The sequence below is a fragment of the Streptomyces lateritius genome (genome assembly GCF_014649715.1).
Classification (GTDB): domain Bacteria; phylum Actinomycetota; class Actinomycetes; order Streptomycetales; family Streptomycetaceae; genus Streptomyces; species Streptomyces lateritius.
In genome coordinates this window covers 71,968-87,248 of record NZ_BMTO01000009.1, presented here as the reverse complement: position 1 = coordinate 87,248, position 15,281 = coordinate 71,968, and the positions used below count along the sequence as shown (strand labels likewise).

12 protein-coding genes and 1 tRNA gene are annotated in these 15,281 nt (G+C 69.2%); 5 read left to right on the top strand and 8 right to left on the bottom strand.

Going from position 1 to position 15,281, the window contains the following annotated elements; translation table 11 throughout:
* Positions 1-99: 99 nt before the first annotated feature.
* The 5 genes from IE136_RS19550 (at position 100) to IE136_RS19530 (ending at position 6,027) form a co-directional block, all read left to right on the top strand.
* A tRNA-Cys gene (locus IE136_RS19550) sits at positions 100-171 on the top strand.
* Positions 172-261: 90 nt separating this feature from the next.
* Complete coding sequence (locus IE136_RS19545; protein ID WP_158987748.1) at positions 262-645, top strand: hypothetical protein; 384 nt, start codon at positions 262-264, stop codon at positions 643-645.
* Between the two features lie 204 nt (positions 646-849).
* Positions 850-1,758 carry a protein kinase family protein gene (locus IE136_RS19540; RefSeq protein WP_189600964.1) on the top strand — a complete coding sequence of 303 codons (909 nt, stop codon included), beginning with the start codon at positions 850-852 and terminating at the stop codon, positions 1,756-1,758.
* Between the two features lie 3 nt (positions 1,759-1,761).
* The gene (locus tag IE136_RS19535) at positions 1,762-3,930 is read left to right on the top strand and encodes a serine/threonine-protein kinase (protein ID WP_189600963.1); all 2,169 of its coding nucleotides are present in this window, start codon (positions 1,762-1,764) and stop codon (positions 3,928-3,930) included.
* 27 nt (positions 3,931-3,957) lie between these two features.
* The gene (locus IE136_RS19530; RefSeq protein WP_189600962.1) at positions 3,958-6,027 is read left to right on the top strand and encodes a serine/threonine-protein kinase; all 2,070 of its coding nucleotides are present in this window, start codon (positions 3,958-3,960) and stop codon (positions 6,025-6,027) included.
* Between the two features lie 93 nt (positions 6,028-6,120).
* Here the strand turns inward: IE136_RS19530 and IE136_RS19525 are convergent, their stop codons facing one another.
* From IE136_RS19525 to IE136_RS19490, 8 genes are all read right to left on the bottom strand, one after another.
* Positions 6,121-6,447 (bottom strand): hypothetical protein, encoded by a 327-nt coding sequence (locus IE136_RS19525; RefSeq protein WP_158987755.1) that lies wholly within the window; start codon positions 6,445-6,447, stop codon positions 6,121-6,123.
* 176 nt (positions 6,448-6,623) lie between these two features.
* Positions 6,624-8,009: a type VII secretion-associated serine protease mycosin gene (mycP, locus tag IE136_RS19520; protein WP_229818968.1), complete on the bottom strand. Its 1,386-nt coding sequence runs from the start codon at positions 8,007-8,009 to the stop codon at positions 6,624-6,626.
* Between the two features lie 46 nt (positions 8,010-8,055).
* Positions 8,056-8,625: a hypothetical protein gene (locus IE136_RS19515; RefSeq protein WP_158987757.1), complete on the bottom strand. Its 570-nt coding sequence runs from the start codon at positions 8,623-8,625 to the stop codon at positions 8,056-8,058.
* 112 nt (positions 8,626-8,737) lie between these two features.
* Positions 8,738-11,083, bottom strand: a complete 2,346-nt coding sequence (locus IE136_RS19510) for a DUF6571 family protein (protein ID WP_158987759.1) — start codon at positions 11,081-11,083, stop codon at positions 8,738-8,740.
* Between the two features lie 18 nt (positions 11,084-11,101).
* Positions 11,102-11,527: a hypothetical protein gene (locus IE136_RS19505; RefSeq protein ID WP_158987761.1), complete on the bottom strand. Its 426-nt coding sequence runs from the start codon at positions 11,525-11,527 to the stop codon at positions 11,102-11,104.
* Positions 11,528-11,719: 192 nt separating this feature from the next.
* Positions 11,720-13,096, bottom strand: a complete 1,377-nt coding sequence (gene mycP, locus IE136_RS19500; protein ID WP_189600961.1) for a type VII secretion-associated serine protease mycosin — start codon at positions 13,094-13,096, stop codon at positions 11,720-11,722.
* A 28-nt stretch (positions 13,097-13,124) separates the two neighbouring features.
* Entirely contained in the window at positions 13,125-14,630 is a 1,506-nt protein-coding gene (locus IE136_RS19495) for a hypothetical protein (RefSeq protein WP_158987765.1), read from the bottom strand.
* Positions 14,631-14,663: 33 nt separating this feature from the next.
* Positions 14,664-15,197, bottom strand: coding sequence for a DUF2563 family protein (locus IE136_RS19490; protein WP_189600960.1), 534 nt, complete (start codon positions 15,195-15,197; stop codon positions 14,664-14,666).
* Between the last annotated feature and the right edge of the window lie 84 nt (positions 15,198-15,281).

The following is a 15,281-nucleotide window of genomic DNA, read 5'->3' as shown; positions in this document are numbered from 1 at the left end:
CGTACGACCGCGAACGGCGTATGGCAGTCGTGTTGCGGCCCGCCCGGATCCCTTGAGCCGCCCGCACACCCCGCCCTACGGTCGTTCCATGAACAGCACGACCGTGTGCCCGAGTGGTTCAGGGGCTCGCCTGCAAAGCGAGTGACGTCGGTTCGAATCCGATCACGGTCTCTACGGGGTCTTCCTCCACGGGAACCCCCTCCACAGAATCCCCTCCACGGGATCTTCACAAGATCCCACCGCCTGTGCCAGCATCCGGCCATGGCTGACACAGGCACACGCCGCAGACTGGGCGCCCTCGCCGGAGCCGGCATCTCGGCAGCCGCGCTGCCCGGCATCACGCTGAACGGCGACGGGACGGACGCGGTCCTCGCCGTCATGTTGGCGGGCCTGGCGATCGGCGTCCTCACCCAGCTCATCCACATCGGCCCGTCGGCCCCCGTTCCCGCCCCGGCCCTGCTGGTCTTCGGCGCGGCCGGGTTCGTCCAGGACTCCCTTATCTGGTGGCTGCTGTCCTGGCTTGGGGACGAGACCGGGACGATGCGGGTCGAGGGGATCGGCACGATTCTGCTCGCCGGCCTGATCACGCGTGTCTCGATCCTGGCGCTCTCCCTGGTCGGCGCCTCCCCGGCCACGGCGGACTGACGGACCGGCGCTGTCCGCGCCGTGGCGCTCCGCGACGGCGAGTGCGCCACCGCGGAGCCGCTGTCCGCCGAGACGCCGCCGCGGAGGCGCCGTCGCCGAGGCGCCGTCCGCCGAGTGCGGGCCCCCTCCTCCCTTTGAGTAGGCTCCTGTTGCTCCCGTGACCGACGGGGTGACACCGGAGCGAATGACGAGGGGGATTCGCACGTGGAACGGCCGCGCCCGCACGAGGAGTCCGCGCGGCGGATCGGCCCGTACCGGCTGATCACCCGTCTCGACCCGCCGGCACCGCACCAAGGCCACGTCCCCTGCCGCCGGTTCGTCGCCCGCAGCGCCGACGGCGACCGTACGGTCCTGCTCTCCGCGCCCCTGCCCGGCGCCGACCCGGCCCGCTTCCTGACGGAGGCACGGGCGGGACAACGGCTCATCGGCCCCTGGATCACCCCGGTCACCGAGGTGTCGGAACCGACTGGGTCTCCCTGGTACGCCACGCCCTATCTGCCGCTGCTCCCGCTCCCCGTGGCCGTCGCCGTGCACGGGGGCCCGTTGCCGGAGGGAACGGTACGGGCGATCGGCGCCGCCCTCGCCGAGACGCTGGCCGCCGCGCACGCGCAGGACGTCACGCACGCGGGCGTCTCTCCCGCCGCCGTGCTGCTCACCGCCGACGGCCCGCGGCTGACGTGCTTCGGGGCGGTACGGGCGGCGGCGCCGGACGGGGAGCCGCGGGCCGGGCTGCCGGGCCTCGATCCGGGCGCGCTGGCGCCCGAGCAGGCGTCGGGCGGGCGACCCCGGCCGGCGGGAGACGTGTACGCCCTCGGTGCCGTCCTGGCGTACGCGGCCACCGGTCACACCGTCCCGGAACGCTCCGAACTCCCGCCCGCGCTGAGGCAGTCCGTCTCCGGCTGCCTCGCCCGCGACCCCGCGAACCGTCCCACGTCGGCGGAGCTGCTGACCGCCCTGGCACCGCCGACCCCGCACGAGACGGTCCTCAGCTCGGCCGGGTCGCTGCTGGCCCCCGGCTGGCTGCCCGGCCGGGTCGTCGCGGCGCTCGCCCGGCAGTCGTCCGAGCTCCTCGCGGCCGAACTGCCGTACCCCTCCCAGAACTCCGGGAACTAGCCGATGCTGTCACCGCTCACCCACGACGATCCCGCCGCGATCGCCACGTACCGCCTCCTCGCCCGTCTGGGCTCCGGCGGCATGGGCACGGTCTACCTGGCCCGCTCGCCCGGCGGCCGTACGGTCGCGCTGAAGACGGTGCACGCGCGGCTGGCGGCCGACCCCGCGTTCCGTACCCGCTTCCGCCTGGAGACGGACGCCGCCCGGATCATCGGCGCCCGGCACGGCGCGGCCGTCGTCGACGCCTACCCCCTGGCCGAGACCCCGTGGCTGGCCACGGAGTACGTCCTCGGCCCGCCGCTCGACGACGCGGTCGCCCTGGCCGGCCCGCTCCCCGAACCCACGGTCCGCGCCCTGGGCGCGGCGCTGGCCGGCGGGCTGGCCCAGCTGCACTCCTCGGACGTGGTGCACCGCGATCTGAAGCCCTCGAACGTCCTGGTCACCGCGTACGGCCCGAAGATCATCGACTTCGGCATCGCCCGTGCGGCCGGCGACGACCACCTGACGCGCACGGGAGCGGCGGCGGGCACTCCCGCGTTCATGTCCCCGGAACAGGCCGGCGGCCAGGAGCACACCCCCGCCGGCGACGTCTTCGCCCTGGCCGGCGTCCTGGTCTTCGCGGCGACGGGCCACGGCCCCTTCGGTACGGGCGCCCCGGCGGACCTCCTCTACCGCGTCCGCTACGCGGACCCCGACCTCACCGGCCTCCCCCCGTCCCTGGTCCCTCTCCTGACGGCCTGCCTCTCCAAGGACCCCGCGGCCCGCCCCACGACGACCGCCCTGACGACCGGCCTCCACGACGGCCGGGGCGACTTCGCGGACCACCTCCCACCCCTCCTCCTCACCGACATCGCCCACCGCGCCACCACCGTCTGGCTCCCCCACCCCCACCGCCTCCCCGCCCCCGCGGACGACCCGTACGCCCAGACGGTGCCGGCCGGCTCTCGCCGCTCGTCCTCCCGCCCGCTCTCGCGACGCTCCTTTCTGGCGCTCGGCGGCGGCGCGCTGCTCGCGGCGGGGGGCGGCACATGGCTGTGGCAGAGTCGGAAGGCGGCAGAGGAGGAGAAGCTGCCCTCCGCTCCCCTGCTCGGCGACGCACCGGCATCGCTGTGGAGCCGGGACATGGCCGTCGGCGACCCGGACGAGCGCGGCCTTCCCCTCGTCATCCAGGGTGCCGTGGCCATGGTGGCCGGCACAGGGATCGCCGCCCAGGACCAGGCGACCGGTGACAGCGCGTGGTTCTGCACGGTGGAGACGTCCGCGGCGGCCGTCACCACGGACGGGAAGCAGGTCTACGTCGTGCCGCAGCAGCGGCAGGACGCGTACAAGGACTTCGGCATCCATACCGTCGACCTGGACAACGGCGACCTCCGGCCGGCGTTCGCGCGGATCAAGGATCTCAACGCCAACAGGTACTCCACGCAGTTGCTCTGCGCCGCGGACGGAGTCGTGTATCTGGCGGGCGGCGGCGGGACGCTCGCCTCGCCGCAGAAGTCGTACCTGCTCGCTGTCGACGTCGCCACGGGCAGGGAGGTGTGGCGGCTGGAGGTCGTCAACCCGGAGAGGGACACACCGTACGTGGCTGCCGCCGCCGTACGCGGCGGCCGGCTCGTCACCTACGAGACCGGCAGCGAGGAATCCACCTCCCGCGTGGCCGTGCGCGACGCCCGGACCGGCGTCACGCGCTGGTCGCGAACGTTTCCGAACGGACTCGGCGGCGGGATCGGCAGCCGGCCCTGCATGGACGACGACCACGTGTACGTCGCGAGCGAGTCCCTCGTGGCCCACCGGCTCTCCGACGGGAGCCGCGCCTGGTCGCTCGCCGTCGGCGAGCGCGAGGCCTTCGGTGCCATGACGGTCCGGGACAGTGTCGTCTACGCCCTCGGCCGGCTGGGCGTCGCCGCCATCGGTGCGTCCGACGGGAAGATCCGCTGGCGCGAGCAGGGCACCGGTGCGCAGGCCAACGAGCAGACGCTCGAGCGCGTGCCCCCGGTCGTGGGCGAACGGTATGTCTACACAAAGATCGCGTCGGGGCTCAGCGCCGTCGACCTCAAGACCCACCGCAGCAGCTGGGTCTTCCAGACCGACGTCAGCCGGCTCGTCGCGCAGGAGCGGGACGGCCGGATCTTCGCCGTGGGCGAGGACTTCCTGATCGCCCTTCCCCTCCAGTGACCCGTACAGACAGGACGTGACCCACCCATGAACCCCCTCGGTGTCGGCGATCCGCTGCGGCTCGGCCCGTACCGCATCATCGGTGTACTGGGCGAAGGCGGCATGGGCAAGGTCTACCTCGCGACAGACAAGAGCGGCCGCCCCGCGGCGGTGAAGGTGCTCCGCCCCGAACTCGCGCACGACCAGCACCTGGCCCAGCGCTTCGTCCGCGAGGCCCACACCGCGCAGGCGGTGACGGGCAAGGGGGTCGCCCGCGTTCTGGCAGCGCAGATGGAGGGTGGCAGGCCCTGGATCGCGACCGAGTTCCTGGCCGGCCCCACGCTGGAGGAGGCCGTCGCCGCGCACGGGGCCCTCGACGACCTGGCCGTTCGCGCACTGGCCTCGTCGCTCGCCGAGGCTCTGGAAGCGATTCACTCGGCGGGGCTCGTCCACCGCGACATCAAACCGGCCAACATCGTCCTGACCTCGGACGGGCCCCGCGTCATCGACTTCGGCATCGCCCGCCCCGAGCACGGGCTGACGCTGACGACGACGGGCCAGATCCCTGTCACGCCCGGATACGGCGCGCCGGAACAGGTGCTCGGCCAGCGTGTGACGGGTGCCGCGGACGTGTTCTCGCTCGGCGCCGTTCTGGTGTTCGCGGCGACCGGGCGGCGCACGTTCACAGGGCCGCATGTCGCGGCCGTACAGTACGCCGTCGTCCATGCCCAGCCCGATCTCGGCTCGCTCTCTCCGCAGCTGGCGGCACTCGTGGCGCCCTGCCTCGCGAAGGAGCCGGCCCTCCGCCCGTCACCGGGCCAGATCGCCCGCGTCTTCTCCACGCCCAAGAGCGCCCGGACGCTGTGGCGTCAGGGGCCCGTGTTCCAGGAGATCAAACGGCGGGAGTCGGCGGTCCACCGGCAGACGGCCTCGGCCGAAAGCTCGGTCGAGCGCCTGCCCGCCCGGCGCCGGTTCCTCGCCTGGGGTCTCGGAGGCGCCGTACTCACGGCCGGTGGCGGCGGGTCCGCCTGGTGGCTCACGGAACGCGCCGCGAACGCGCTGCCGCCGGCCGGGGACGCTCCGGACGCCGCCCTGCTCAAGGCGGAGAACGAGGGAATCAGGCCGAAGCCGTTGTGGGGTCCGGTCGAAGCTGCCGCTCGTGGCCCGCTACCGACCCCGGTCGTCCTGCGGGACGTGGTGATCCTCGCTGCCAGGGACGGCGGCCTCACGGCCCTCGAGGTCACCGACGGAACGCAGAAGTGGACGCTGCCTCACCTGTCGCCGCGTGCGCGTCAATTCGCCGTCGACCGGGACCATTTCGCCGCGGCGGACGAATCAGGCCGGCTCTTCTTCATCGAGGCGTCGACCAGCGCGGAGAAGTGGTCGGTGGCGGACGCCGACGTGGCTCTGCTCCTTGCCGCGGACGCCGGTGGCATCTACTTCCTCACGAAGAAGGGAAAGCTGCGGGCCGTCGACACGGCCGGCCGCAAGGTGCGCTGGACCGGCCCCTCCGTCAAGACCACGGAAGACGGAACCGGACCACTCGCCGCGGCCGGGCGGAACCGCCTCGTTCTGTCACTGCCGAGCGGCGACGTCTCCGTCGTGGACACCACGACAGGCCGCTCGGTGTGGGAGATCCGCGGCCAGGGCACGACCGCCCTGCAACCTCTGGTCGACGGCGACACCGTCTACCTCGGCGGCCGGACCCTGGCCGCCGTGGCCCTCGCGGAGGGACGTCAGCTGTGGGCGGTGGATGCCTACACCAAGCCGGAGGGCACCGAGGGCGGCTGGGGACCTCCCGCGCTCGACGGCGAGGGGGTCATCGCGGCCGACGGCGCCTTCGTCTACCGGTTCACCACGTCCGGGACGCGGGACACTACGCTGTTCGCCGACCTGAAGGGTACGAGGTCACCCTTGACCCCTCCCGTGATCCAGGGTCACTGCATCTGGGTGATCGAGGGCATGCCGGAGTTCGGAGTCTCCGCCCTCTCCAAGCCGAGCGACAAACGCGTCTGGACCTACGAGCGGGACGACCGGGGCCCCTGGACCATGACCGGGGCCGGCAACCGGGTCTTCCTCATCAGCCGCGGCAAGGTCGTGGCCATGCCGGTCTTCTGACGGGACGGGCATGGCCACGCCCCGCTGCCACGAGGGAACCGGAACCGATGGCCCGTCCACTGCTGGTCCGCATGCGCTTCTCCGTGTCCTTCGCTACTCGGTCGATCGACGACCGGGGAGCTCCGCCGCCGACGACAGCTCATGCCGCTCAACCACTAACGACTTGGCCTTGAGGACCGGCTTGTCGGGCAGACCCGCGTTGTTCTCGCAGCCCAGCTTCTTGACCACGGCAAGTGCGACGGAATGCAGCACGGTGAGATTGGCCTCGCGGGTGGCGACGGTGTCCGAAGGCACCGGGGTTCCCACGTTCAACGTCCCCCTGATTCGGGCGGGTCGCTCCTGAGAACCCTTCAGTTGCGGACTCACGCACTCCGCAAAGATATAAGCCTTCATGAAACCCGCATGAGCTTCGATGCCCATCTCGTACGGGTGCATATTGCTGATACGCCCGTTCCCGACCGTACTCGCCTCCGGGACAGGGAGCGCGGCAGCAGGCACCCCTGCACCGCTCGCCTCCGGAGCTCTGCCGGGCGTAGGCCCAGGCGACGAAGTCAGGCCGGCAATGAGCGGTGGGGGCCGTCAGGTGCACGCCTGCATCATCCAGGCTGGCCAGGGCCTGGGGGTGGGCCGTACCGGGTGTTGTGTCGCGGATACGGGTTGGACGCCTGCTGCTGGGGGGACCCGTAGGGCGCGTACGGCGGCATGGCGGGAGGCATGCCTGGAACGGGAGGCATCGCACTCCGCCGCCGGGCCCGCAGGACAACGGCGGCAACGGCTCCGCCGATCAGCACGGCGGCGCCGACCCCCAGAGCGATCCATGGACCGGAGTTGTTGTCGCTGTCCGACGCGGCGGGCCCGGGAGCGGCCGTGGCCGGCTTCTCGCTGGGCGCGGACGACGGCACCGAAGAGGCGCTCGCAGAAGGCGACGCGGCCTTCTCCGCGGCAGCCAGGTCGGGCAGTGGGTAGGCGCCGGCGGGACCGGGGTCACCGGGATTGGTCAGCGCGACCCGGGGCCGGACGGCCCCGTATCCGACGAGGTCGGTGCGCTCGTCTCCGCTCTTAGGCTTACCAGCCGTATTGAGCATGACGCGGAGGACCTGGTTGTTGGTCCAGTTCGGATGCTTGGCCCAGATCAGAGCAGCGGAGGCCGAAGCGAGGGCGGTGGCAGCGCTGGTGCCGTCGCCTTCACACAGCTGCGTGCCTCCCGTGCAGGCGTTGGTGATGTCCTCCGCCGGAGCGGCCAGGTCAACCTGTGGGCCGGTTTGCGACTTCGGCCACCATGCCGCTTTCTTGCTCACCCCACCGATGCCTACAACACCAGGAGTCGCTGCCGGATACTCGACCTCGTTCCCCGCATCTGCGCTGTTTCCGACTGCGGCGAAAATAAGCTTGTTCTTGCCCAGCGCGTACTTCACGGCCTCAGCAAGTTCCGGCCCATCCTTGCTGTTACCGACGGAGATGTTGATGATCTTGGCGTTCGAGTCCGCTGCAAACCGGATGGCCTTCGCCATACTTTGCGCGAACGTCTCGTCGGTGCCGTTCACCTCCCATCGTTCCCCGCCGTAGGGAATCCGGATGGGAAGGATTTTCACGCCTGGCGCAAGCCCGTAGGAGCCCTGCGCGGCTCCTCGTGCGCCCGTCGCGGCAATCAGAGCCGCCATCCCGGTGCCGTGGACCGCGATGTCTTTGTTCTCATCACCGGACCAGCGCGAATAGTCCTTACCAGGCAGCACCTGGCCGCGCAGATCCGCCACGGAGTCATCCACACCGGAGTCGATGACTGCGACAGTGATGCCCGCGCCCTTGCTGATCTTCCACATCTCGTCGGCCTTCATGACATCCAGGTGCCACTGTCGATCACGCACGGTCTCCGCATGGGCCGGAGTCGCACCGAGACCCAGCAGTGCCAGGGACATGGTCGCCGCCACGAGGGAACCGGAACCGATGGCCCGTCCACTGCTGTTCCACATGCGTTTCTCCATTTGGTCGATCGACGACCGGGGGCCTCTGCCGCCGACGACAAACGGCTCATCCCGCACTGTGAGTAATTGACTTGGCCTTGAGGACCGGCTTGTCGGGCAGACCCGCGTTGTTCTCGCAGCCCAGCTTCTTGACCACGGCAAGTGCGACGGAATGAAGCACGGTGAGGTTGGCCTCGCGGGTGGCGACGGTGTCCGAAGGCACCGGGGTTCCCACGTTCAACGTCCCCCTGATTCGGGCGGGTCGCTCCTGAGAACCCTTCAGTTGCGGACTCACGCACTCCGCAAAGATATAAGCCTTCATGAAACCCGCATGAGCTTCGATGCCCATCTCGTACGGGTGCATATTGCTGATACGCCCGTTCCCGACCAGGTCGGAGTTGTCATACAGACCGAAGTCGATGGCCAGATCCTCGGGACCCGGGTCGGCATGGACTTTGCATCGGTGCAATTTCAGCGTCCATCTGGCACGGGCATCGTAATCCGCTTGCAGCTGCTCCGTGGTCCTGGTCAGCCAGCCCCCAGGGGCGTGGTTGAACTTCCTGGTATTCAATACCTTCTCGAGCGCACCGGCCGCGCCCGGCGAGATGGTGCCGTCGCACTGGTGCTGGGCAGTCACTCTCGGCTCCTCTTCCCCGCCCCCGCACGCCCCAAGAAGAACGCAGGAAGCCAGGACCACGGACGCCGACCTAACTCCCCTTCGCATGAAACGCATCGCCCCTGTCATGCGGTCAATCCGTCTGCGGGTCATTGCCCTGCTGGTTCTCTCGGGAATTCCCCTGGATGTACCCGTGGTCCGACGACTCGATGAGTTCCTGCTTGAAGTCGTCACCCACCTGGCTCCGATGCTGCATGACGAAGCGCTCCATGGGCGCCTCGGCACTGTACCTGCCCGCCGTATAGAGCGAGGTCTTCTCCTCCCGGATCCCGCCCTCGATGTCGTCCTTGTGCTTCTCGGCAGACTTGTCGGACCAGTCGCCGATCACCTGCCCCGCCAACGTCTCCATGGCGCCGCTCCCTGTCTCGACCGCGAGCGGGACAAGCACGGCAGCCGCACCCGCGGCCGCAGCGGTCGCTGGCAGAAATGCCACGCCGGCTGCGATGGCCGCAGTGGTGCCGAAGCCGATCCAAGCGGATTTCTTCGCCTGGGCTTTCTCGTAGTCCTCGTGGACCTTCATGCCCTCGGCCTCGACCTGGTCAGCACGCGCCTGGTCCAACAGGCCCTGCAACATGCCGCTGGTGTATACGGCCGATTTGGCGCGCCCCTCGTTGATCTGGCCGTCCGAACCGACCTGGGCCTCCAATACGCTGGTGGCGTAGATGCGTTCGGCGGTGGAAACAGTCGCGTAGGCGTCCGGGTGCTGCCCCAAGGCACTCAGGAACGCGACCGTCGCCTCGCGACCGAACTCGGGATGTGCCGCTCTCACCTCCGCGTCCAGACTCTTCGGCGCGTAGACATTCTCCGGATCGTTCTTCGTCAGAGCCCAGTTGAGGTCATCAATGTAACCGGCACCCATGGTGCCGAGGCTGTCGGCCATCGAGGACTGGTGCTTCTTCAGGAGTTCCGCATCGCCGTAGGTGGCAACGACGTCCTTCATGATCTTGGCCGTCGTCTCGTCCCGGCCGAACTTCGGGTTCGGATCGTCCCAGGCGTGACCGAGGGTCGCCGCTTCCAGTGCGTGTCCGAGGGCGTCGGGCATGAAGTCCGCCGACTTCTTCACCTCGTCCGGATGGTGACTATCGACATCCGGGAAGCGCTCGTACTTCTCGTTGGCAAAGAACTCGAGGTAGGTGGTGATGTCCTCGCCGTCCTTGTTCTTGCCGAGGCTGAGGTCCCCGCCGGGAGCGCCGTCCTCCTTGTACGAGGTGGGTTCGGCCGAGAAGAACTGCTTCGCAGCCTCCGGACTGTGACCGAGGGCCTCCAGCATCGACACCATCGGGTCGTAGCCGGCGCCGTTGACCCCTGACGGGTTGAAGGGATTCGGCTGCCACCCGCCGAACCTCTTGTTACCGGCGAATAGGTCCGGGTCCTTGGCGTGCAGCTGCGTCACATGCTCGACGATCGGGTTGAGGAACTTCGGGTCGTAGTTGCCGTTGCGCATGATGCCGCCGAGCAACTGGTAACCGAAGGGGCCGTTGTAGTCGTTCTTGGCCAGCGGGACGCGCTCGGTGCCGAGCTTGCGCATCTCGGCGGACCAGTTCTCCGTCCACTTGTCGCCACCCTGGGTGGCGGCGGCAAGGTTGAGACCGAGGTTCCTCTGAAGCTCCTGGACGTCCTTGAGGCGCTGCTCGTCGAGCTTGCCGTACTCGTACGTATCTGTGGAGAGCTGTCCGAAGAACTCCAGCGAGCCCTTGGGCCCGAGCCCGTTGTAGAACGTCCGGGAGAAGTCCTTGGACGAACTGTTGTCCTTGAGCAGCTCATTGAGCCGCTCAAGCTCCTCGTGGGAGAGGGCTCGGCCCTTCTTGGCCAGGTCGAGTGCGCGCTGGGCCTCTTCAGCGTCGATGCTGCCGTACTTGGGAGCGCTGAAGTTGTGCTTGTCGCCGGTGATGTTGGCCTTCAGCGCGTTGGAGCAGGCCACGTCGGCGTCGTCACAGGTCTCGAGGATCGAGTCGATCCGCCGCTGCATCGCATCGATCGCGGCACGCTCCTTGCGTACCAGCTCGGGATAGTCCGGGTCGTGCCGCGCGCCAGGGTCTTTGATCGCTGACAGCGGGTTCCTCGCCTCGACCTTGCCGTCCGGCTTCACGAGCAGGTGCTGAGCGGGGGCGTCGACGTCGACGATCTTCTTGAGGTCGTCCTTCGCCTTCTTGAAGGCGTTGTAGCCGTCCTCGAGGATTCGGTGGATACCACCGGCGGCCTTCGCCGCGTCATCGAACTCCTTCGCCGTCTTGTCGACGAACGGCTTCGTCACCTCGGCGTTCACACCGCGCCAGTACTCGTCCTTGGCCTTGGCGGCCATGGTCGTACGGGCGTCCTCGGCGAGCTTCTCCAGCTTGCCCTTCATCTCCGACCAGTTGTCGGCCGCGGCCTTCATCTTGTCGAGAGGCGCCTGGTAGACGTTGTCAAAGGTCAGCACGGCTCCTGCTCCCCGCCCCTACTTCAGATACTCGTTGATCTGCGAGGCGGCGAGGGCCGCCTTGATGTCCGCTTCTTCCTTGGCGTGGGAGGCGGCGCTGTAGTCCAGATGGTTGGAGATGTTGGCGCACGCGTCGAGCAGCGTGCTGAGTTGAGAACCCCAGGTTTCCTGCACGGTCGCCATCGCGGAGCCGGTACGGAAGCCGCTGGTGGACATACCGGTCGCCGCCTCCGAAGTGTTCGTCCGGGCGTGGCTCCCGTCCTTCGCCAGCCGGCCGTGGAGTGCGTAGGCGGCACTCCCGATGGCACCGAGCTTGCCCTGATCGACACCGAGGTCGGCGTTCCCGCTTCCGCCTCCCGGATCGGCCGGCACCTGGTTGAGCCGCATGGTCACATCGACCTCGGCCTTCGTACGCACGGACGCCCACTCGTCGTCGAACGACATGATTCCCCCGAAGTGGTGGCCTTCTCTACTTCGCCTCAGCAAGTTTTCTCGCCCACGAAGACGGAATGATCCTAGCCCGCCCGTGCCGAGCTCGCCGGTCGCCTCCTGAAAAACCCAGGGATCCCCGGCCCCTTCACGACCTGCGCACTACTACTTCACGAACGCAATCTCCGGCCCCCAAGAGACGCGGCCTCAGCCGGGTTGCCCCGGCCCGGGGGGCGTTCCGTACGGGGGGTTCTGCTGATACGGAGCCGGCTGGGGCTGGTGGCCGTAGGAGGGGGCGTACCGCGGCATCATCGGAGGCTGATGCGCGGAAGTGGCACCGCGGCGACGGGCGCGGACGACCAACGCTGCCACCGCTCCACCGACGAGCAGCGCGGCACCTACGCCGAGCGCGATCCAGACGCCGGTGCCGCTGCTGCTGTCGGACGCCGCGGCGGGGGCCGCCGCGGCCGGCCTGTCGCTCTCGGACCCCTTGCCCTGCTCTGCGGGGGCGGGCCCCGAAGAGGCGCTCGCGGACGGCGCCTTGGGCTCGGCGGCGGCGAGATCGGGCAGCGGGTAGACATCGGCGGGCCCGGGATCCCCGGGCGTCGCCAGGGCGATACGGGGCCGCACCGCACCATAGCCGATGAGATCGGTGCGCTTCTCTCCGCTCTTGGGCTTGCCCGCGGTGTTGAGCATGACGCGGAGGACCTGGTTGTTGGTCCAGTCGGGGTGCTCAGCCCAGATGAGCGCGGCGGAAGCGGAGGCGAGGGCGGTGGCGTTGCTGGTTCCGTCACCATCGCAGAGCTGAGTGCCGCCGGAACACGCCTTGATGATGCCTTCGGCCGGCGCCGCGAGGTCGACCTGTGGACCCGATTGCGACTCCGGCCACCAGGCAGCCTTCCGATTCAGACCGCCAACGCCGACAACCCCCGGGGTTCCTGCGGGGTAGAGCACACCATTGCCCTCGTCGGCACTGTTTCCGACACCGGCGAAGATGAGCTTGTTCTTGCCCAAGGCGTACTTGACGGCTTCGGCGAGCTCCGGCCCGTCCTTCCTCTCAGCCACCGAGATGCTGATGATCTTGGCCTTCGAGTCAGCCGCATACCGAATGGCCTTCGCCATGCTCTGCGCAGAGGTTTCCTTGACGCGGTTCTTCTGGGACCACCGCTCCTGACTGTACGGAATCCGAATGGGCAGGATCTTCGCGGCGGGCGCCAGGCCGAACGAGCCCTCGGCAGCTCCTCGGGCCCCCGTTCCGGCGATGAGGGCCGCCATGCTGGTGCCATGGTTGTCGATGTCGGTGTTCTCGTCACCGCTCAGAAGCGAGTAGTCCTTGCCGGGCAGAACTTGGCCCCGGAGATCGGCAACGGACTTGTCGACGCCGGAGTCGATGACGGCAATGACAACGCCTTCCCCCTTGCTGACCTTCCACATCTCGTCGGCCTTCATGGCATCCAAGTGCCATTGCCGGTCACGCACGGTCTCCGCGTGGGCCGGCGTCGCGCCGATGCCCAGCAGTGTCAGGGCCATGGTTGCTGCCACGAGGGAACCGGAACCGATGGCCCGTCCACTGCTGGTCCGCATGCGCTTCTCCGTGTCCTTGCCTATGAGATCAGTCGACGACCGGGGGGACGATACGACGGCTGCCGGGCTGCCAGGTCTCCTCGTCCTCGACCAGGTAGTCAGGACGCTCCCCGTTCCGCTCGTCCCGACGTTCGTCTCCGGTGCGGACGCCGGGCTGGCCGCCCCGGACGAGTCCGGAACCGCCAGGGGTGAACGGTCGTGCGCCGCCCTGTCCCGCGTGCTGGGCGCGACCGCCGACGACACCACCGGTCTCCGTGGCCAGACGCCGGCCGGCTGCGGTTCCACCCTGCCCACCGATGCCGCCGTGCCCGCCGGCCATGCCGCCGCCCGCCATGCCACGCCCGTAGCCGCCACTCTCGGTGCCGATCACGGTGCCACGCGGAATGCCGCCGGTCGGACGACCTGAATTCGGCGGGACCGCGCGGCCGCCGACGATGCCGGTGTCACGCGGCATGCGCGAGGCAGCGGTCCCACCCGGAGGCATACCAGGCCCGGTGATGCCACGCATGCCGGGCGCCGTCCGTCCGGTCCCCCCCGGCGGCAGAGTGCCTTGCTGGGTGCCGCCGGGGTAGGTTGTCGGCGGGAACGGCGTCGCGATACCCGTGTGCGGGCCAAGGCCGTCGGGCCTGGGCGCAAGCGGGGCGGGCGGCGCCGTCGGGGCGGTCGGCCGCTCGGGCAGGGTCGCGACGCCGTCGATCTCCATGTCGACCGGGCGGTCGGGAACGACAATGCCGGGCCTGGTCGGTTCGCCCGGCCTGGTCGGTTCGCCCGGGCGAACCGTGCCGTTGTCGACCGTGCCCACGGTGGACTCGTCCCTGCTGCCCGTCGTCCTCGAACGTCCGGTGGTGTCGTCAGCACGCGATGACACCCCGCTGCGCGAAGGGCTGCTGGACACGTTCGTGTAGCCGCCACTGTCGACCCAGCTCTTGCCCAAGTACCCCGCCGGAGGCGGAAACTCCGGTACCGGCTCCTTGTTGATCTGCTGCCCCGAGTGCGTGTACGTCTGCCCCAGGCTCCGCAGCTTCATCAGCGCCGCGATGCGCGTGGCCTCGCGGGTCGCTTCCGCCGCCGCCATCTTCGACGAGGCGTCCTTGGCCGCGTCCTTGCCCGCGTCGGGGTCGTGCTTCGCCGCGTGGAGGGCCTTCTGGGCGCTCGTGTAGCTGCTCTGCGCCCCCGCACTCGACTTGGCCAGGCCATCCACGCCACTCGACGCCTCGGCGATCGCCTGCGCGACGTCGCTCAGGCAGGTGCCGGCCTTCTTGGCGTACTCGCCGAGCTTCATCGTGGCGAGAGCCGTCGCTCCCGTCCACTCCACGAACGCGTCCGCGCCCTCGCCGTCCCAGCGCAGCAGGGACGCGCGAAGACGGAGGTCCGTGCCAATGGACAGGATCTCGTCGCCCGCCGCCGTGAGCTTCTGGGACAGGAGGCTCGCCCTGTCCTTCTGCAGCGGGGTCAGCATCGCAAGCAGCTGCTCGTTGGTCAGGCCTTCGAGCGGCGTCTCCTGCGCCTGCGGTGTCTCCGGCTTGCTACCCATTCGACTCTTCCCCCGTTTCCTTCTGGAAGTGCACTAGTAGTCGCTCTCGCCGCCGGCCGACGACTTCTCCTGCGGGAGCGGCTGGTCGGACGAGCCGCCCATGCCCTTCGCGCCGGCCCTCTGGTCGTCCCGCTTCTGGATGTCGGCGATCTCGCTGTTCAGCCGCTTCATCCGGGCGCGGATGTCGTCGTCGATGGACTGGTACCCGTTCTGCGAGGCATGGATCGCGAGCTTCATGCTCTCCATCTGCAGTTCCAGGACCTTCGAGAACTTCACCAGCTGGTCCCGGACAACGTTGTACGAGCCGTAGAGGAACTCCGCCTCCTTGAAGCCGGGTCCCCCGAGCCGGTCCTTGTCCAGCCACTCGTCGCCGATCTTCGCCGGACCGGCCTGTGACGTGCCGAAGTCCTCGAGAAGCTTGTCCACCCGCTTCTTGAGGCTGTCCATCTCGCCGAGTTCGACGACCAGTTTCTTGGCGGCCGCCGCCACGCCGAACACCCCGCCGACTATGGGCGGGATGAATCCCGGCGTACCCCCGCTCGACCCGCCGTCCGTCGCCTCCGCCATCGACGCCTCCCCGTATTAACAAAGCCTAGGGGTTCACTGTACCGAGGAGGAGTGACACCGCGCACCTCCCGGTTGCAGAAGCAA